Origin of the sequence: Desulfuromonas sp. DDH964, from assembly GCF_001611275.1 — a bacterium.
Classification (GTDB): Bacteria; Desulfobacterota; Desulfuromonadia; order Desulfuromonadales; family DDH964; genus DDH964.
Map to the genome: position 1 here is coordinate 2,623,172 of NZ_CP015080.1, position 18,848 is coordinate 2,642,019.

The window sequence follows — 18,848 nt, forward strand, 5'->3', positions numbered from 1 at the left end:
ATGCTACTGCGTCTCGCCCTGCGCAACATCTGGCGCAACCGGCGCCGCTCTCTCCTCACCCTCTCGGCGATGGTCGTCTCCGCGTCGCTGCTGATCCTCGCGCTCGGCGTCTTCTCCGGCATGCTCGCCGACATCCTCGCCTCGGCCACCGAGCAGTATCAGGGACACCTGGTCATCGCCCGCAGCGGCTACCAGGATGACCATGACCTCTTCGCCAACTTCAGCCCGACGGACCAGACCCTCGAATCCCTGCGCGCCGATCCCGCGGTCCTCGGCGCCACGCCGCGCCTGCGCGGCTTCGGACTGGTCTCCCATCGCCAGGCGACCTACCCGGCCGAACTGCTCGGCATCGAAGCGGCGGCCGAGCGCCAGGTGACGACCCTCGCCGGGCGGCTGAGCAGCGGGCGCTATCTCGACAGCGGGGAGAAGGACGGCGCCCTGATCGGCACCGGCCTGGCGGCCCGGCTCGGGGTCAAGCCGGGGGACGAGCTGGTCTTTGTCACCCAGGCCGCAGACGGCTCCATCGGCAACGACCTGTTACGGGTCAAGGGGATCTTCGCCACCGGCGACAGCAGCCACGACAACGGCCTGGTCCTGGTCAACCTTGGCTGGCTGCAGCGGCTCATGGTCCTGCCCGGCAAGGTCCACGAGATCGCGGTGCGCCTCGCCGACCCGATGGCCGCCGCCAGCGTCGCCGCCCGTATCAACCGGTGGCTGCCGGCCGACCTGAGCGCCGTCGGCTGGGAAACGCTGCTGCCGGAGATGAAAGAAGTAATCGCCAGCTTCGATGTCTCGCGGATGATCATCGTTATCATCCTCTACCTCGCGACCGGCCTCGGTATCCTCAATACCTTTTTCATGTCGGTGCTGGAGCGGACCCGCGAGTTCGGGGTGCTGATGGCGATCGGCATGCGGCCCTGGAAAATCCGCGCCCTGGTCCTGATCGAGACCCTGGTGATGGGCGTTTTTGCCCTCGTCGCCGGGGTCAGCCTCGGCCTGCTGATGAGTCTCTACATGGCCCGTTACGGTATCGACCTCTCCGCCACCATGACGCCGATCACCTACGCCGGCGGCACCCTGCCGCCGCGCCTGCATGCCGTCATCGTCGCCAGCAATGTCCTCCTCCCGGCCTGGCTGCTGCTGGTCGTCTGCCTCCTCGCCGGCTTCCTCCCCGCCAATCGCGCGGCGAAGCTGAAGGTGGTCGAGGCGCTTCGGGAAGACTGATAGGAAGTTTTGCGTTCTGAGTTCCGGGCACCTCGTCGCTCGTCGCTCGTCACCTGACCCTGGGAAGCCATGGATTTGTTACAGCTGGCCTGGAAAAATCTCTGGCGCAACCCGCGCCGGACCCTGATCACCCTGGCGGCGCTGAGCTTCAGCCTGATGCTGGTGCAGGCCTTCCACAACCTCTCCTTTGGGGTTTATGCCGGCATGATCGACAGCGGGGTGCGGGCCGGTTCGGGACATATCGCGATCTACCGCGGCAATTACGCCGCCAGCCGCAACGAAAAGCTCTCATTCCCGGCGGCGCAACTCCCAACCACGACGGCGGCGCTGCCGGCGGTCCTGCAGGCGCTGCCGCGGGTCTATCTGCCGGGTCTGGCCCAGTCGAGCCGCGAGAGCCGCGGCATCCTTTTGACCGGGGTCGATCCGGAGTTGGAGATGGCGATCAACCCCTTCCTGCGCCACCTCGGCAACGAGGAGATGCTGCGCGCCGACAACAGCCGCGATGCCCTGGTCGGGGAACGGCTGCTACACGAACTCAAGCTGCAGCCGGGGAACAAATTCGTCATCACAGTGCAGAATCGCGACGGCGAGCTGGCGAGCGAACTTTTTCGCGTCCGCGGCGTGGTCCAGAGCGGCATCCGTGAGGTCGATCGCTCCCTGGTCATGGTCGACCGGCGCCGCGCCGCGGCCATGGCCGGCATCCCCGGCGAGATTCACGAGCTCGCCCTGGTCCTGCGCGGGACCGGGGACGAGGCGGCGACCCTGCCACAGGTGGCCGCCCTGGTCGCCGACCGCCCGGAACTGCGCGCCCTCGGCTGGCAGGAGGCGATGCCGAACCTCTCCAACGCCATCCGCCTCGATTACGCGAGCCAGAAGTTTATCTTCGTGGTGATCCTGCTCATCGTCACCATCGGCGTCGTCAACACCCTGCTGATGTCGGTGCTGGAACGGATCCGCGAGTTCGGTGTGATCCTCGCCGTCGGCGCTACCCCGGGACGGCTGCGGCGGATGATCCTCGCCGAAGCGTTGATCCTCGGCCTGGCTGCCCTGCTGCTCGGCAGCCTCCTCGGCAGCCTCGCCACCTGGTACCTGGTGACGGTCGGCATCGACCTGCGCACCTTCCTGCCGGAAAACCTCGAATTCGGCGGGGTCGTTTTTGACCCGATCCTGCGCGCCACCTGGGACATCGCCTGGATGGTGCGCATCGCCCTTTACGTTCTCGCCCTGGCGCTCCTCGCTTCCCTCTACCCGGCGGTCAAGGCGGCCCGCATTCGCCCGGTCGAGGCGATGCGGCATTTTTAAAGGTGGACCCTGCCCATGCCCCTGATCGAACTGAACGACCTGACCCGCATCTACCCTGTCGGCAACCGCACGGTGACCGCCCTGGCCGGGCTGACCCTGACGATCGCGGCGGGGGAGTTCACCGTCCTCGCCGGCCCCTCGGGGAGCGGCAAGACCACGGCCCTCAACCTGATCGGCGCCCTCGATGCGCCAACCCGCGGTTCGGTCACTATCGCCGGGCGCAATCTCGGCGGGGAGAGTCCGAAGGCGCTCGCCGAGTTCCGTCTCCACCAGGTCGGTTTCATCTTCCAGTCCTACAACCTGATCCCGGTCTTGACGGCGGCGGAGAACGCCGAATTCACCCTGATGCTGCAAGGTGTGCCAAAACGGGAACGGCGCCGGAAGGTAAGCGCCCTCTTCGCCGAGCTCGGCATCGCGGGGCTTGAAGAGCGCCGCCCCGGCGACCTCTCCGGCGGCCAGCAGCAACGGGTCGCAGTGGCGCGGGCGATCATCTCGCAGCCGGCCGTGGTCCTCGCCGACGAACCGACCGCCAACCTCGACTCCCACACCAGCGAAGAGCTGCTGCGGCTGATGCGTAACCTCAACACCGAGCACGGCACCACCTTCATCTTCAGCTCCCATGATCCCCAGGTGATTGCCCTGGCACGGCGCGTGGTGCGCCTGCGCGACGGCCAACTGGAGAGTGATTCGGTGGGGGCGAGATGAAAAGAACGGGCTGGCTGCTTTTCCTTATTATCCTCCTCTCCGCCCCGCTTCCCGCTATCGCCGAACTTCGCCCGGGGGGCTCACTGAAGAGTCTCAACCTCTACCTTGAGGCTCCGCCGGGGGGAGATAACGGCTACGGCGCCCTCAGCAGCAACCGCCTGCGCCTGGAGCTGACAGGTCCCTGGCGCCACGGCCTCGATGTCGAATTCGCCCTCGACAACCAGTTATTGTTCAGCGACCCGCCCGGCTACCTCCCCCTCCCGGTGGCCGGCGTCAATCGCCGTCTCGATCTCGACCGGAGCTGGAACGACGGCGGCCGCTGGGCCGATCGGCTGCAGGTCGACCGCGCCAATCTCGCCGGCAGCCACGCCGGATTCAACTGGCGGCTGGGACGCCAGGCCCTCGGCTTCGGCCGCATCGCCCTGGTCTCCCCCCTCGATGTCATCGCCCCTTTTCCCCCCGACGCCATCGATACCGATGTCCGCCCCGGGGTCGATGCCGTGAACCTGGTCCGCTATTTCGGCCTCGGCGGCCAGATCGGGACCACCGTCGTCTTTGGCGACAGCAGTCGTCACAACAGCTACCTGCTCACCCTGACGGAGAATCGGGGCGGCGTCGACCTGCTCGCTATCGTTGGCAGCCTGCGTCACCGCTCCCTGCTCGGTCTCGGCCTCGCCGGCAGTCTCGGCCCCCTCGGACTGAAGGGGGAAGTGGCCGGCTACCAGGGAACGTCGTCAGGGGAGCCCGGCGGCGATCCCGCCCGCCACTTCGCCATCGCGGCGGTCGAGACCTGGTATCGCTTTGACGTCGGCCTGGTGCTGCTCGCCGAATACCTCTACAACGGGCCCGGTAGCAGCGAGCCGGCCGCCTACCCGACGGTCTGGGCCGGCGCCCCGTTCCGGGAGGGCCTGAGCTTTCTCGCCGGCCGCCACTACCTGCTGCTCGGCCCCTCCTGGGAAGTCCACCCCCTGCTGCGGCTCGACGGGCTGGTGATCGCCAATCTTGACGACGGTTCCTGCCTGCTGCGCCCGCTGGCTGAAATCTCCCTCAGCGACGCCGCCACCCTGCAACTCTTCTGGAATTTCAGCCGCGGGCCCGCCCCCCGTTCCACCGCCCCCCCCTTCCCGGCCACCCCGCGCAGCGAATTCGGCACTACCGGCGCCAGCGGCGGCCTCTTCCTGCAATACTTCTTGTAAAAAAACCCCGCCCAGAGGACGGGGCTTTAAAGGCGCCCCCAGAGGGGGCGTTGCCGGTGACCCCCAAAGAGGGTCACCGGAGCGTTGTTCCCACGTCCACAACAATTAGAATTTGAGTTGCTGTTGTTCCACTTTCTTCTCATGCTGCTCTTGATACCGCACGTAGCGCCTGATCATCTCGGCATCCAGGCCTACCGTGTCAACGCAGTAGCCGGGCGCCCAAAAATGATTGCCCCAGTAGCGTTTCTTCCGCAACTTGGGATGGTTCTTTAAAATACGTATCGCTGATCGGCCCTTCAGGCGCCCCATCAACTCCGAAATGGACACCTTGGGCGGCACCATGATGATCAGGTGAATATGGTCTTTCTGGACATTCAGCTCGACGACCTCGCAGTGACTCTGCTCGCTGAAGATCCGGATACACGCTCGAACTTCTTGCGCCAGTTCACCTTCCAATATCCGGAAGCGATACTTGGGCACCCAGACGATGTGATACTGGCAGTGCCAGATCGCATGTGTTAATTTTCGAAAACGGCTCATGGCTTTCCTTTCTGTTCAGGTCGTTGCGGGAACAACGCCTGAATATGGATTGCCATGAGCCCTTTTGGCAAAGCCAAAGGACTCTGACCCCGTCCAGAGGACGGGGGTTTCTACTTCACACTAAAAAAAAAAGAGCCCCGCATCAGGCAGGGCTCGGATCGAGGGGGTGGCGGCATGAGTTCAGGGCTGTCCCGAGTACTGGCGCAATTTCTCCCTGAAGCGCCCGATCTCGGGCGTCTCGCGACTGGCATTGCCGTTGATGATGCTGCGCGGCGAGAGGTAGCGGGCGCCGTAGTAGTCCGCGTTGACCGGGTCATCGATCTGCAGCACCGACCCTTCCAGCGCCACCCCGGCAAAGAGCCCGCGGCTGCGGGAATAAGAATAGATTTCGGCACGCAGCGTGGTGTCGGTCGCGCCGGACATGTTCCGGCCCACCGGACCGGCCGCCACCGCGGCGTCGGCGCCGAGGGTGACCTTGCCGCTGAGAATGCCGTTGACGCTGCGCGGCGACTTGAAGACGAGAATGACATCGGTCGCCTGGGCGCCGATCTGCCAGCCAAGGCTGCCGCCGGTGAGGGAGATGAAGATCGGGTCGCTCCAGCTCCCCTGCTCGTTGCGCAGCGACAGGATCCCCTTGCCAAAGCGCCCCCCGACCATCAGGCCGACCTTGAGAACGTTGGGGATGACCGCAATCCCGGCCGCATTGGCAAGCAGGTTGGCGGGCATCCCCTTTTCCGGGATCAGCATGATCTCGTCGAGAATAATGGACGCCAGCTCGATCCGCTCCCGTTCTTCGTTGGGCGCTGCATATGCAGCCGGAAAGCTCGTCTGCAGGATCATGACAGCAAGAACAGTGGTCAGAGAAAAGCGCATATCAACAAATCTCCTGTCAGGCAAGGGGAAGGAGGATAGGCATTAGGGTGCGGGAAGGGGAGCGAGCTGCCGCTCCGGGTTGATGCCCGCCTCCCGTTCCCCAATCCAGGTCAGGAGTTCATCCAGGGCGAGGGGCTTGTCGAAGATCCGGCAACCGAGGCGCTGCGCCTCGAGGCGCTGGGCATCGGTCCAGGCCCCGGAGATCAGCGCCTTGTTGACCGCCGCCCCCTTGCATCCCTGCTCGGCCTGGCGGCGGATGAATTCCAGTCCGGTCATGCGCGGCATCCGATTATCGCTGATCAGCAGATCACCGCAGGGGTACTGCTGGGAACAGGAGCAGTCATCCCTGCTGTAGAGGGGGCAGGCCAAAGGGTCGGGAAAGGCGAGAACTTCGTGCCCGAGTTGCTCGATGGAGCGAAGCAGCAACTCCCGGGCAAGGGGGTCATCTTCGAAGATGATGATGCGCAGCCGCATTGGGTTCCTCCCAGGCAAATTCAACGTTACTACAATAGCAGGAAAAATGACCGAAGGAAGCCCCTCTGCCGCCGGGGCCCCAGAAACGTGACCGATTGTCAGGGAACTAAATTCTGTTAGAGTCTTCAAACTGGACCGACGCTGAATGGTAGTCCCTTCCTCTAGCAAGGAGCATAATATCTATGAATCGAATGACCAGTACCATTTTTGGAATTTTCCTGATTTTAATCCTGGCAGTTCCGGCACTGGCAGCCAACCAGGGAGGAACCTATACCCTGACACCGCTGGTCGGAGGCTATCTCTTTGAAGGGCAGCAGAATGTCGAGCGCAATGCGCCGACCCTGGGGCTCGCCCTCGGTTACAACTTCGACCGGAATCTCGGCACCGAGGCCACCTTGCAGTATATCAATGCCAACACCAACCGGGGCGGGGGCAAGGATATCAATGGCTACCTCTACCGGATCGATGGAATCTACCACTTCTTCCCGGGGAATATGGTCGTCCCCTACCTGGCTGCCGGCTTCGGCGGCCTGACTCTCAACCCGTATTTCAACGAGGAGGAAACCAACGGACTGTTCGACTGGGGCGGCGGACTCAAGATCTACGGCAGCGACAACCTGGCACTGCGCCTCGACGTCCGTCACCTGCTGGTTTTCGACCACCCGGAAAACAACCTCGCCTATACGGCCGGCTTAATGTACCAGTTCGGTGGTGCGCAGCCAGCACCGGCGAAAGTCGTTCCCCCGGCCGACAGTGATGGCGACGGGATCCTGGATTCTGAGGACAAATGCCCCGGGACCCCGGCGGGGGTTCGGGTTGACAAGACCGGCTGTCGCCCCGACAGCGATGGCGACGGCGTCTTCGACGATCTGGACAAGTGCCCCGGGACTCCAGCCGGCGTCCGGGTTGATACCGCCGGCTGTCGCCCCGACAGTGATGGCGACGGTGTTTTCGACGATCTGGACAAGTGCCCGGGGACCCCGGCCGGCGTCCGGGTTGATACCGCCGGCTGTCGCCCCGACAGCGATGGCGACGGTGTTTTTGACGATCTGGACAAGTGTCCCGGAACCCAGGCGGGAATCCCCGTCGACCAGAACGGTTGCCGCCCCGACAGTGACGGCGACGGCGTCTTCGACGATCTGGACAAGTGCCCGGAAACCCCGGCCGGCGAACTGGTCGACAAGACCGGTTGCACCCTGAAACTGACCCTGCACATCAAATTCGGTTCCAACAAAACGGAGATCAAACCGGAATTCAAGGACGATATCAGCCGCACAGCGGCTTTCATCCGCGCCAATCCGAATGTTCCCTACTTTGTCATTGCCGGCTACACCGATTCCATGGGGGATGCCACCTACAACCAGCGACTCTCTGAACGCAGGGCCGCCGAAGTGCGCGATGCCCTGATCCGCGATTACGGTTTGAGCCCGGACAAGATTCACGCCCGCGGTTATGGTGAAACCAAGCCGGTGGCCAGCAACGAAACCGCGGCAGGACGTTATGAGAACCGGCGGGTGGAGATCATCTGCTGCGCGGTTCTGCCGCAGTAGCCGGTTTCGAACCTGCCTGAAATAACCAGGGGGGCGGTGACACCGCCCCCCTGGTCTTGCCTGAAGTTCCGAACCATTCAGAATCCCTGGACCTGCCCGGCCGGCGCCACAAAGACAGGAATAGCCGTCAAAAGCTTCCCCCGTTCCTGCGGGGATTCGCCAAGGTCCAACCGTTCCATCTCCAGACCGGCCACCTGCAGAAAGGTCAAGGCGGCCCTGGTCAGGGCGTGCCAGCCCTCCTTGCCGACCGGTTCACGCGCCGGGCGATACACGAGGGTGCGCTGACTGCTGCCAAGCCGAAAGACGACCTGCAGCGTCGGCACCCCGCCACGGCGCCAGCCAATGATCCAGGCCGATGCGTACTGGTTGGGAAAACCCTCCAGGGAGAGCTGGGTCTGGTTGATCGATTGCCAGACTTCGAGAAGATCCGTCGCCGGGTTACAGGCGATTCCATCTTGATCGAGATCGGCAATAAAGGGAGCACCGGAGACAGCGGTGCGCTGGCGCCGGGGCGGCGCCGCCGATGGCGGTGGCGGCGCCGGTTTCTCCTGCAGGGGAAACCTTGGCAAGGTTTCCTTCCCCGGCTCCGCTCCACCCCCCTTTCGCGCGGTTTCCTGTCGCTGCAGGAGAGCCAGCCGTTCTTCGGCCAGGGTCTTGGCGGCGAGCAGTGCTTCGCGGTCGCGCCGCTCCCGTTCTGCTTTTTCGACCGCCATTTTGGCCACCCGTTCCAGCTCCGCGGCCTGCTGCTCCAGACGTGCTTTCTCGGCGCTCAACCACTCCTGGTCGAGCCCCTTGGCCCGGGTCTCTTCCCGGGCGGCGGCTGCTGCCGCCGCCAAAGCGGCCGCCTGGCGCTCCAGCGCCGCCTTCTCGGCGACAAGGCGCGCCTTTTCCGCCAGCAGGATTTCCCGCTCCCGCTGTTCGATGGCGAGACGCTCCCGGGCTTCGCGTTCGGTCTGGGCCATCGCGTCGGCCTGACGGGCCACAGCGGCGAGTTGGGCCGCCCGTTCTTCCAGGGCCGCCTTCTCGGCAGCCAGCCGTTCCCGTTCCGCCCGCTCCCGCGCGAGGGTGTCGCGGGCAGCCGCCTCGGCAGCGGCACGGGCGGCGTTCTGGCGAACCTGCTCCCCGAGTTCCCGCAGGCGCTCTTCCGCTTCGGCTTTCTCCCGGACCAGCTCTGCGCGCAACTTCCGCTCCAGGTCCAGGCGCTCCTCCACCTGCTGCAGGTTGGCGGCCATGATCCCCGCCTGCTCCTCGGCCGCCCGCTTTTCCGCCGCCAACCGGTCACGCTCGCTGCGATCCCGATCGGCCCGGGCGACAGCGGCGGCGACTTCTTCGGCAAGGCGGCTGGCGCGCGCTTCGGCCGCGGCCTTCTCCCGGTTCAGGCTTTCCTTGTCCCGTTCAGCGGCCTGCTCTGCCTGCTGGGCAGCACGGGCCAGGGCTTCCGCCTCGGCCTGGCGGGCCTGCAAGCGGGCCACTTCTTCCTGCTCGCTGCGGGCCTTGCGCGCGGCCTGGCGCACCGCCTTGGTCAGGGCGACCGTGCGCTCTTCCAGCGCACTCTTCTCCGCGGCCAGGCGCTCGCGTTCTGTGCGTTCCGCTGCGATCAGCTCGGCCGCCTGCCGGCTTGCAATTGCCAGCTCGGCAATTTCCTGTTCCGCCCCATTCAGTTCTCCGGCCCCACTTCCGCTTTCGGCAATCGCGGTCGACGGCAGGGGAACGTTAACCTCCGGCGCGGCGGACGGGGCGGGAACCTCTTCCGCCCCAGGCGGAAGATCCTGCTCCTCCGGACGGCCATTGAAGAGATGCCCGATCCGGGTCAACAAGGCGTCGCCGCGGCGCTGCTCCTCCAGTCTGCGCAACGCGGCCCGGGTCAGGCCGAGACGCTCCTTGCGCGCCAGATCGAGGGCAGCGCGCCGGGCCGGAGAAAGATCGCTCTCGCCGGCCGGAGCATTCTCTTCATTGGCTTCGGCCTGCCACTTGAGTTCGGCCTGCAGGGCGGCGTGCTGCTCCAGGGCCCGCTGGGCAGTTTCCGGCGATGCGATGACCGGGATATCGCGAATGACCACTTCCCGCATTGCTGCGCCGTACTTGAGATTGACCGGTTCGAGGTGAAAGCCGTGGGCGGAAAAGCGGGCGAAAGCGCGCTGCAGCAAAGTATCGGGGGGCAATTCCGGCTGCTGGGCCTCCCGCACCTGGAAGACCAGTCCGCGTTTGAGCTCCCTGCTGTAGAGGGCGGCGAAGACCTGTTGGCGACCGCCGCTGCCGGTGACGACGACGAACCCCTGGAGTTGGGGGAGGTCCGGCCGGGCGCCACGCAATGGCTGGGGCGCCGCTGACCGATAGACGGCCACCACATCGGCGGTCTCGACCACGATCCAGTTTGCGTCCTGATGCAGCTCGAACATGCCAGCTCCTGCTCCTCGGAACCCGGCCTCCCGCAAAGAGGAAAGGCCGGAGCGAAAAATATCGACGATATTTCGGCATCCCGGCCATCTCAAAGAGACCCTGGGCTTTCCGCCCCATCCTCACGGATGGTTTAGTCTTGTCGGCTACCGTCCAGTGAATCGCTGGTAAAAAATGGGTCCAAACAATATTAGCAAGGTACATGCCGAGGCAGGCACGACCTGGCGATGGGACGATATGCCCCACAAATTAGGGCTGAATCCAAAACGGACATGGAATTACCGTCATATGGCGATGACGAAATCCGGTCCTTTCGCAGCCCGGATTATGCAGCTCCACCCCCGCGCCGCGCTGCCAGCACCAGAAACGGGGCATGCACGCGGTTAGGCACGCGCAGCTGCAGGGTCTCCCAGTGCTGAGGGGGGAGGGCCGCGAACCACCCTTCGACCACCGCGGCCTCTTCCCCCCCGCCGGGATGCCCCGGGTAGCCAGCAACCAGCAGCCTGCCGCCGGGCAGCAGATGCCGCTCCGCCCCCTGCAGGGCGGCGAGGGTCGTTTCCGGCCGGGTAACGAGCTCCCGGTTCCCCCCGGGGTGGAACCCGAGATTGGCAAAGATGACCTGCGGTGCGGCCGGGAGGAATTCACCGAATCGGCTATGGCAGGCGGCGACCGGGTAGACGCCGGGTTCGGGGCCAGCCGGTTCGCCGAGCTTCCGGGATGAATGGACCGGAGCGCCGGCAGATTCGAGGCGGGCGACAGTTTCTGCCAGGGCCGCAGTTTGAATGTCGAAGCTGAGGACCCGGCCGCTGGGGGCTACCTGCTGCCAGAGAAAAAGGGTATCGCGACCGCAGCCGGCAGTGAGGTCAACGGCCAGGTCGCCGGCGGTGAGACAGTCGCCGACCAACGAGTGGGCCCAGGCGACGATTCGGGTCAGTGGCGGGACGGGCAGGGGCACGGGGGGGGAGGCCTCAGGGACGTCCCTGCTCGCCGAGGACCCGGAGTTTCAGGTCGATGGCCTGGCGCGGCGAGAGGCGGAGCAGGCCGGCGAGCTGGCGCGCCAGGGCATCCTCGTACTTGTCGAGAACCCCGTCGGCATAGATGATCCGCCACAGAGTCTCCATGATCGCCAGTTTCTCCTCCAGGCTGCAGACGGCGTTGATTTCACGGGCGAACTGGAAGAGGTCGGCGCTCTCGCGGCGGGCCTGGCGAGCGTTGGCGAGCAACCCGTCGAGGGCGGCCGAATCGAGCTGAAAATGCTGCTGCAGGTGGGTGCGCAGCAACGCCTCCTCGGCGGGATCAAAGCTGCGGTCGGCGTAAGCCATCTCCAGCAGCAGGGCACAGGTGGCGATTTGCAGTTTATCGGCGCTCCGCTCCTCGCTAGCGGCCGAGGTCAGGAGGCGACGCAGGTGATTGAGCATCAAAATTACTCCGAGTAGCGAATGACGTGGGCCTTCTCCAGGGTGACAAGCCCCCCCTTGAGCATGGTGTCGAGCCGGGGCAGCAGACAGTCGATCTTTTCGCGGCTGTCGACCACCTCGACCACCACTGGCAGGTCGCTGGAGAGCCGCAGCAGCTTGTCGCTGTGCACGACGCTGGCGGCGCCGAAGCCCGCCGCCCCTTTAAGGACCGTGGCGCCGGCGAACCCTTCACTCCGCAGCAGATCAAGCAGCGCCTCGTAGAGGGGGCGATGTTCGAAACGGTCGCTTTCGCCGATGAAGATCCGCATCAGGGTCTGCTCCCCTTCCAGTTTGCGCATGGCTCCTCCTAGAGTTGGCGGGCGACGAAGATTCCGGCGGCGGCAAATGTGAGACAGACGATCATATTGAGCAGGATATTGGTACCGGCCTGCCAGAAACTCCCCTCCTCGAACAGCCGCACGGTCTCGTAGGAAAAGGTCGAAAAGGTGGTAAAGCCTCCCATGAAACCGACGCTGATTCCCACTCGCACCGCGGGAGAGAAGAAGGTGCTGCGCAGGCTCCCTTCCATCAGCAGCCCGAGCAGGAAGGAGCCGACGACGTTGACGACCAGGGTGCCATAGGGGAGAGTCCGCCCGCAAAGGGCGTAGGTCCAGCCGGAGACGAGATAGCGGGCCAGACAGCCGCAGGCGCCGAAAAGACCGATATAGATGAGCTGCATGGCAGATCCCGCACGGTTGGAGAGGAAAAAGACCCGCGTATTATGTTGCCGCCGCCGGGTGGCTGTCAACCATGGGGAAGCGCAACCTGTCGGCGCCCTACCCTTGCGCCCAGCTGCGGCAGCGCCGGATCAAAGCATTGGTGGAGGGATCGTGCCCCGGTTCCGCCGCTCCAGACCCCTCCAGATCGGGCAGGATCTTCCCAGCGAGCTGTTTGCCGAGTTCCACCCCCCACTGGTCGAAGGAGTTGATCTGCCAGATCACCCCCTGGACGAAGACGCTGTGCTCGTAAAGGGCCACCAGCCGGCCGAGCATCGCCGGGGTCAAGGCCGCGCCGAGGATGGTGGTGGTCGGCCGGTTGCCGGGAAAGCTGCGGTGGGGGATCAGTTCCGCGGCGACCCCCTCGGCACGAAGCTCGGCGCCGGTCTTGCCGAAAGCGAGGGCGGCGCTCTGCGCCAGCAGGTTGGCCAGCAGCAGCGCCTGATGGCGGCCGAGGTCGTGGCGGGGCCGGGCGAAGCCGATGAAATCGCAGGGAATAATCTCGGTCCCCTGGTGGAGGAGCTGGTAGAAGGAGTGCTGGCCGTTGGTTCCCGGCTCGCCGAAATAGACCGGACCGGTAGCGCAGTCGACGGGGCGGCCATCGCGGGTCACCGACTTGCCGTTCGACTCCATGGTCAGCTGCTGCAGGTAGGCCGGAAAACGTTTCAGATACTGGTCGTAGGGGAGGATCGCAACACTCCGGGCACCGCAGAAGTCGACGTTCCAGACCGTCAGCAGGCCGTGCAGCACCGGCAGGTTGGCGGCGAAGGGGGCGCTGCGGAAGTGCTCATCCATGCTGCGGAAGCCGGCGAGAAATTCCCGGAAGCGGTCGGCGCCGATCGCCAGCATGGTGGAAAGGCCGATCGCGGAATCGATCGAATAACGTCCGCCGACCCAGTCCCAGAAACCGAACATGTTGGCGGTATCGATGCCGAAGGCGGCGACCTTTTCGGCATGGGTCGAAACGGCGACGAAGTGGCGGGCGACCGCCTCCTCGGCACCGAGCCCGGCCAGCAGCCAATCGCGCGCGGTATGGGCGTTGGCCATCGTCTCCTGGGTGGTGAAGGTCTTCGAGGCAACGATAAAGAGGGTTTCCGCCGGGTCGAGGCCGGTGGTCGCCTCGACAAAATCGCTGGCATCGACGTTGGAGACGAAACGGAAGACGAGGTCGCGCCGGCTGAAGGAGCGCAGCGCTTCGTAGGCCATCACCGGGCCGAGGTCGGACCCCCCGATGCCGATATTGACGATATTGCGGATCGGCCGGCCGCTGTAACCGCGCCACTGGCCGCTGCGCACCTGTCCGGAAAATTCCGCCATCCGGTCGAGCACGGCATGGACTTCGGGGATCACGTTGACCCCATCGACGACGATGGTGGCGGCGCGGTTTGCCCGCAGGGCGACATGCAGGACCGCCCGCTGCTCCGTACTGTTGAGCATCTCACCGCGGAACATCGCTTCGATCCGTTCCCCCAGACCGCACGCCACGGCAAGCTCTACCAGCAGTTGCAGGGTCTGGTCGGTGATGCGCTGCTTGGAGAAGTCGAAGTAGAGCCCGGCGGCCTCGACGGCAAGGCGCTCGGCACGGGCCGGGTCGGCCTCGAAGAGCTGGCGCAGATGCTGGCCGCGGAGGGTTTCGGCATGGGCCGCAAGGGCTCGCCAGGCCGGCAGTTCAGTGTGGGAAATAGAGGGTTCCGGGGTCATGGTGCCTCCTGATGGCGGATATCGTAATTGGCTGTTTACTCTACCAGAGACCCGGCGGCATTTCGAGCTGGAAAGCACCCCGCCGGCCTGCTGACGCCGCCGCTTGCATTAAAGCAACTGATTTGCTATATTTGGCACTCTAAAGGACAGAGTGCCAATCTATTGTATTAACAGCGATATCTTGAGGTCAATCGATGAACAGCGCCCTCCTTTCGGTCACTACCGACAGTTTTGAGCACTACATGAGCCAGGTTCACCGCTTCCCCCTTCTCAGCCGCGAGGAGGAGAATCAGCTCGCCCTGCGCTATCGCCGCGATGGCGACCTGGAGGCGGCGCACACCCTGATCTGCGCCAACCTGCGTTTCGTCGTCAAGGTCGCCAACGAATATCGAAACTACGGTATCAAGCTTCTAGACCTGGTCCAGGAAGGGAACATCGGTCTGATGATGGCGGTGAAGAAGTTCGACCCGGAGCGGGGTATCCGCCTGATCTCTTACGCCGTCTGGTGGATTCGGGCCTACATTCAGAACTTCGTCATCCGCAGCTGGTCGCTGGTCCGCATCGGCACCACCCAGGCCCAGCGCAAGCTCTTCTTCAAACTCGGCCAGGCGCGCCAGGCGATCGAGCGCCTGGGCGGCAGCAGCGACGCCGAAGCCCTGGCGCAAGAGCTCACCGTGCGGGCCGATGAAATCGACGAAATGACGGTACGCCTCGCCGGGCGGGATGCCTCTCTCGATGTCGAACTGACCGAAGGGGACGACTACTCCCTCCTCGACACCCTCGCCGACCAGCGCCAGAGCCAGGAGGAACTCCTGATCGAGCGGGAGAGCGAAAGCCGCCTCTCGGCCCGGGTCGGCAAGGCCCTGGCTGTCCTCAACCCGCGCGAGCGGCACATTGTGCAGGACCGCATCCTTGCCGACGACCCCCGCACTTTGCAGGAGTTGGCGGACGATTACGGCATCAGCCGCGAACGGGTCCGGCAGCTGGAAAAGCAGGCGCTGGGCAAGCTCAAAGGGGTGCTGGCGGAGGCGTCGTAGCAGCGGAAAAAACGAGCCAACGGCGCATTTGCAACCGGGGAAGCCGCCCGGGTCGAAAGTTCACCGACTCGGGCGGTTTTTCGTTTTCAGCGATCGCGAGGGGGGAGAACACCAAGCCTGGGTCAATGGGGTCGTACCTTGAAGAGTTGTAGATTTTCAGGATGTTCGAAACTTCAAGGCCCTACTGCCCCCGCCAGTCCGATCACCCGGAGGTGATCGGGCGGCTGGGCTGGTCCGCGGCGCTGGAAGCGGAGTGGCGCGGCTAAGAAGGCAAAATGATTGACAGCCGGCTACGATTTCCGGTATTTAACAAGGGTCTTGATTCCATTGCATTTGTGGAGGGATGATGCCGGGAAGAGGACCAGACCGGGGAACGTTCACGAGCCGCCCGACCGGAGCAGAATCCGGCGGGCGGCTCGTTGTTTTTTCCGCCAGGGTGAGGTGCCGGCAGCGGCCCGGGTCGCCTCTCTCACGACAGGCCATCCAGCGGGCTTTGCACCCCGAGGATATTCTTCTTCGCCTCGTGGCCACGCAAGGTTGTCAGAAAGCAGATGAAGCACCGCAGGGGCAGGCGCCCCTGTTTCACCTGCCACTCCTCATGGGATTTCGCCATCTCCGTCAGAAAGACACTCTTCTGATCCGTCGCCAACGGCTGCGCCAAACCCACCCGGCAATGGCTGTAGGCATTGCCAACCCCGGGACCGTAATAAGGAACACTCTTTTCCTTGACGGTGCCGCTGGTTGCCAGATACCCTCGAAAACCGTTCAGCATAATCCCCCTCCGTTATTCCGCCGCTGCAGCATAACTCCCCCGATTTGGCGAGTTATGTTGCATGCCGTGGAGTTTTTCCTGGCTAATTTTAACAAGATACGCCCCAACCGGGTGGTCCGGTCGGGAATTTCTGGGAAAAGATAGAAGAAACAGAATTACTAATGTTAGCCGGAGACTGGCCGCATGGGACTCTTGATATTCAGCATCAACGTCACGCTGGACGGGTGCGTCGATCACCAGGTGGGGATCGCTGACGACGAGACACACGCATTCTTTACCCGCCTCATGGATGAGGGCGGGGTGATGCTGTGGGGTCGCGTCACCTACGAGATGATGGAGAGTTACTGGCCGGCGGTCGCGCGCGGCGAGATAGAGGCACAGCCCGCGATTCGCGAGTGGGCGGTTAAGCTGGAGGCCAAGCCGAAGTATGTGGTGTCCTCGACGCGAAAGGACTACCCATGGACCAATAGCCACCGCATCGCTGGCGACCTTCGCACGGGTGTACAGAAACTCAAGGACGCGACTCCGGCGGGTGTGCTCCTTGGTAGCGGCAAGCTGGCGACAGAGCTCGATCGGCTGGATCTGATCGATGAGTACAAATTCCTCGTTCACCCTAGGATCGCCGGTCACGGCCCGACCCTGTATGAGGGCGGGCTGTCCACCACGCGACGGCTAGAGCTGGTCTCGGCGAAGCCTCTTCGCAACGGAGCGGTCGCCATGCACTATCGGCGCGAGCGCGGCTAACAAGGCGCTCGTTCGGATGCAAACTACGCTGCGCTTCGTTTGCACCGCACAGCTTTAACGTTCGGCAAAATGAAAGCTTCTATGGAAATTTTATATGGCTCAGCATTTGTTGCCATTTTCGCCTATTTCGCTTTCAGGGCGAAACGAACTGATCCCCGGTTCTATGGCTTTCGTCTGGCAAGTAAAGGAGGGATGGTTTTTTTCATAGGGTGGCTTGTGCTCGCCATAGCCGACAACTATGAAAGCTTAAAATTAATACGAACCGGGGGATATGTTCTCGTCGTGGTTGGATTTTCAACAATGTTCATTGGTTTTGTAAAACACGCGAAAATTGTTTTTAATCCAGGGCAATTTGATGCAAAACGCGAAGTAGATCCAGGCTGCGTATTCCGAGCCAAACTTTCCACCGATTCCGATGCAAACTTGCCACTGATTCCGATCCAAACTTGCCAGTCATTCCGACGCAAGGTTTCCACCCGTTCCGATCCAAACTTTCCAGTTTGAGCGGAAGAGGTCGGTGAATCTGTCAGACTGATCAAAGTTCTCGCGACGCTGGGTAACCGCGGGGTACAACCTTCTGGACTTTTTCCAGGAGGTGGTCCCATTGGCACACACGAGGTTATCCATGCGCAAGATCAAGGACGTTCTGCGTCTGCATTACGAAGCCGGCCTGACACAGCGGGCCATCGCCCGCTCCGTCGGCACGTCACACACCACGGTGGGCGAATTTCTGAGACGCGCCGCTCACGCCGGGTTGTCTTGGCCGCTGCCAGAGAATCTGGACGAAACCCGACTTGAACAGTTGCTCTTTCCGCCAGCGCCAGTCATTCCCGCCGACCAGCGCCCCATGCCCGACTGGGCGACCATCCATCAGGAACTCAAGCGCAAGGGCGTCACCCTGGGGCTGCTCTGGGAGGAATACCAGAACAGCCATCCCGAGGGGTATCGCTACAGCCGTTTCTGCGATCTGTACCGTGAGTGGTCCGGCAAACTGCGTCTGTCGATGCGTCAGGTGCACAAAGCCGGCGAGAAGCTGTTTGTCGACTACACCGGCCAGACCCTGCCGATCGTCGACCGCCGCACCGGCGAGATCCGCGAAGCGCAACTGTTCGTCGCGGCCCTGGGGGCGAGTTCCCAGACGTTTGCCGAAGCCACCTGGACCCAAGGGCTGCCGGACTGGATCGGCTCGCATGTCCGGGCCTTCTCCTTCTACGGCGGAGTGCCCGAGATCGTTGTTCCGGACAACCTGAAAAGCGCCGTCTCCAAACCCTGCCGCTACGAACCGGACATCAACCCCACCTATGCGGAGCTGGCCGCTCACTATGGCTGCGCGGTGATTCCGGCGCGGGTGCGCAAACCCAAAGACAAGGCCAAGGTCGAGGCGGCGGTTCTGGTCGCCGAGCGCTTCATCCTGGCGCGGCTGCGCAACCGTACCTTCTTCAGTCTGGCCGAGGCCAACGCCGCCATTCGGGAGCTGGTGGAGCACCTCAACCGGCGCCCCTTCAAGAAGCTTCCCGGCTGCCGCCAGCAGCTCTTCGACACCCTGGAACGTCCGGCTCTGAATCCTCTGCCGGCGACCCCCTATACGTTCGCCGAATGGCGCCATGCGCGGGTCAACATCGATTACCATGCCGAAGTCGACCACCACTACTACTCGGTCCCGTATGTGCTGGTGAAGCAGCAGCTCGACGTGCGCCTGACGGCGACCACCGTCGAATTTCTGCACAAAGGGCAACGGGTGGCCTCCCATGTCCGCTCCTCTGAGCGCGGTCGCCACACCACTCTCGGCGAGCACATGCCCAAAAGCCACAGGGAGTATGCCGAATGGACGCCGCAGCGCCTGGTTTCCTGGGCGGCCAAAACCGGACCGCACACCGCCGCCTTGGCAGAGAAGATCCTGGCCTCACGGGCCCATCCCCAGCAGGGCTACCGCAGCGTCCTGGGGCTGATCCGGCTGGCCAAGACCTACACGCCCGAGCGCCTGGAGGCGGCCTGCCAGCGGGCCCTGGCAACAAACGCCTGTCGCCTCAAGAGCGTCGCCTCGATCCTCAAAACCGGACTGGACCGCCAGTCGCTCCCCGAGTCCACCGAGTCCCAACTCTCATTGCTGCCGAGTCACGACAACATCCGCGGCGCCGGCTACTACCACTGACCAAGGAG

The 18,848-nt window shown here is 63.8% G+C and carries 19 protein-coding genes and 1 riboswitch; of the genes, 9 read left to right on the forward strand and 10 right to left on the reverse strand.

Translation table 11 applies throughout. The features are described from left to right. The 4 genes from DBW_RS12080 (at window position 1) to DBW_RS12095 (ending at window position 4,427) form a co-directional block, all read left to right on the forward strand. Window positions 1–1,224, forward strand: coding sequence for an ABC transporter permease (locus DBW_RS12080; protein ID WP_066727761.1), 1,224 nt, complete (start codon window positions 1–3; stop codon window positions 1,222–1,224). A gap of 69 nt (window positions 1,225–1,293) precedes the next feature. Then, complete coding sequence (locus DBW_RS12085) at window positions 1,294–2,526, forward strand: ABC transporter permease (protein WP_066727762.1); 1,233 nt, start codon at window positions 1,294–1,296, stop codon at window positions 2,524–2,526. A gap of 15 nt (window positions 2,527–2,541) precedes the next feature. Beyond that, window positions 2,542–3,231 carry an ABC transporter ATP-binding protein gene (locus DBW_RS12090; RefSeq protein WP_066727763.1) on the forward strand — a complete coding sequence of 230 codons (690 nt, stop codon included), beginning with the start codon at window positions 2,542–2,544 and terminating at the stop codon, window positions 3,229–3,231. After that, entirely contained in the window at window positions 3,228–4,427 is a 1,200-nt protein-coding gene (locus DBW_RS12095; RefSeq protein ID WP_066727764.1) for a hypothetical protein, read from the forward strand. The genes DBW_RS12090 and DBW_RS12095 overlap by 4 nt, the downstream gene beginning before the upstream one ends. A 105-nt stretch (window positions 4,428–4,532) precedes the next feature. On the opposite strand, the gene tnpA is transcribed toward DBW_RS12095, so the two are convergent. From tnpA to DBW_RS12110, 3 genes are all read right to left on the reverse strand, one after another. Then, window positions 4,533–4,967 (reverse strand): IS200/IS605 family transposase, encoded by a 435-nt coding sequence (tnpA, locus tag DBW_RS12100; protein WP_066724805.1) that lies wholly within the window; start codon window positions 4,965–4,967, stop codon window positions 4,533–4,535. 180 nt (window positions 4,968–5,147) lie between these two features. Next, window positions 5,148–5,840 carry a lipid-binding SYLF domain-containing protein gene (locus tag DBW_RS12105; RefSeq protein WP_066727765.1) on the reverse strand — a complete coding sequence of 231 codons (693 nt, stop codon included), beginning with the start codon at window positions 5,838–5,840 and terminating at the stop codon, window positions 5,148–5,150. Window positions 5,841–5,882: 42 nt separating this feature from the next. Then, the gene (locus tag DBW_RS12110) at window positions 5,883–6,314 is read right to left on the reverse strand and encodes a response regulator (RefSeq protein WP_066727766.1); all 432 of its coding nucleotides are present in this window, start codon (window positions 6,312–6,314) and stop codon (window positions 5,883–5,885) included. 182 nt (window positions 6,315–6,496) lie between these two features. On the opposite strand from DBW_RS12110, the gene DBW_RS12115 reads away from it, so the two are divergent. Beyond that, on the forward strand, window positions 6,497–7,864 hold the full coding sequence (locus DBW_RS12115) for an OmpA family protein (protein WP_082820331.1): 1,368 nt from the start codon (window positions 6,497–6,499) through the stop codon (window positions 7,862–7,864). A 77-nt stretch (window positions 7,865–7,941) separates the two neighbouring features. Here the strand turns inward: DBW_RS12115 and DBW_RS12120 are convergent, their stop codons facing one another. The 6 genes from DBW_RS12120 to pgi all read right to left on the reverse strand — a co-directional run bounded on the left by DBW_RS12120 (window position 7,942) and on the right by pgi (window position 14,135). Continuing rightward, entirely contained in the window at window positions 7,942–10,263 is a 2,322-nt protein-coding gene (locus tag DBW_RS12120; protein WP_066727768.1) for a hypothetical protein, read from the reverse strand. A 71-nt stretch (window positions 10,264–10,334) separates the two neighbouring features. After that, window positions 10,335–10,409: riboswitch (cyclic di-GMP riboswitch) on the reverse strand. Between the two features lie 177 nt (window positions 10,410–10,586). Beyond that, on the reverse strand, window positions 10,587–11,216 hold the full coding sequence (locus DBW_RS12125) for a tRNA (mnm(5)s(2)U34)-methyltransferase (protein ID WP_066727769.1): 630 nt from the start codon (window positions 11,214–11,216) through the stop codon (window positions 10,587–10,589). A gap of 13 nt (window positions 11,217–11,229) precedes the next feature. Continuing rightward, window positions 11,230–11,679 (reverse strand): tellurite resistance TerB family protein, encoded by a 450-nt coding sequence (locus DBW_RS12130; RefSeq protein ID WP_066727770.1) that lies wholly within the window; start codon window positions 11,677–11,679, stop codon window positions 11,230–11,232. A 5-nt stretch (window positions 11,680–11,684) separates the two neighbouring features. Further along, window positions 11,685–12,017: a DUF190 domain-containing protein gene (locus DBW_RS12135; protein ID WP_066727771.1), complete on the reverse strand. Its 333-nt coding sequence runs from the start codon at window positions 12,015–12,017 to the stop codon at window positions 11,685–11,687. Window positions 12,018–12,025: 8 nt separating this feature from the next. After that, a complete protein-coding gene (crcB, locus tag DBW_RS12140; RefSeq protein ID WP_066727772.1) occupies window positions 12,026–12,397 on the reverse strand; it encodes a fluoride efflux transporter CrcB in 372 nt (123 codons plus the stop codon). A gap of 97 nt (window positions 12,398–12,494) precedes the next feature. Next, entirely contained in the window at window positions 12,495–14,135 is a 1,641-nt protein-coding gene (gene pgi, locus DBW_RS12145) for a glucose-6-phosphate isomerase (RefSeq protein ID WP_066727773.1), read from the reverse strand. A 194-nt stretch (window positions 14,136–14,329) separates the two neighbouring features. On the opposite strand from pgi, the gene rpoH reads away from it, so the two are divergent. After that, window positions 14,330–15,172 (forward strand): RNA polymerase sigma factor RpoH, encoded by an 843-nt coding sequence (gene rpoH / locus DBW_RS12150; protein WP_066727774.1) that lies wholly within the window; start codon window positions 14,330–14,332, stop codon window positions 15,170–15,172. Window positions 15,173–15,641: 469 nt separating this feature from the next. Here rpoH and DBW_RS12155 read toward each other — a convergent pair whose 3' ends face one another. Further along, entirely contained in the window at window positions 15,642–15,944 is a 303-nt protein-coding gene (locus tag DBW_RS12155; protein WP_066727775.1) for a hypothetical protein, read from the reverse strand. 183 nt (window positions 15,945–16,127) lie between these two features. Here DBW_RS12155 and DBW_RS12160 point away from each other — a divergent pair, with 183 nt between their 5' ends. From DBW_RS12160 to istA, 3 genes are all read left to right on the forward strand, one after another. Continuing rightward, on the forward strand, window positions 16,128–16,688 hold the full coding sequence (locus DBW_RS12160; RefSeq protein ID WP_066727776.1) for a dihydrofolate reductase family protein: 561 nt from the start codon (window positions 16,128–16,130) through the stop codon (window positions 16,686–16,688). Between the two features lie 81 nt (window positions 16,689–16,769). Beyond that, window positions 16,770–17,192 carry a hypothetical protein gene (locus DBW_RS18575; protein WP_157471884.1) on the forward strand — a complete coding sequence of 141 codons (423 nt, stop codon included), beginning with the start codon at window positions 16,770–16,772 and terminating at the stop codon, window positions 17,190–17,192. Window positions 17,193–17,313: 121 nt separating this feature from the next. Continuing rightward, window positions 17,314–18,840 carry an IS21 family transposase gene (istA, locus tag DBW_RS12165; protein ID WP_066723643.1) on the forward strand — a complete coding sequence of 509 codons (1,527 nt, stop codon included), beginning with the start codon at window positions 17,314–17,316 and terminating at the stop codon, window positions 18,838–18,840. Window positions 18,841–18,848 lie beyond the last annotated feature (8 nt).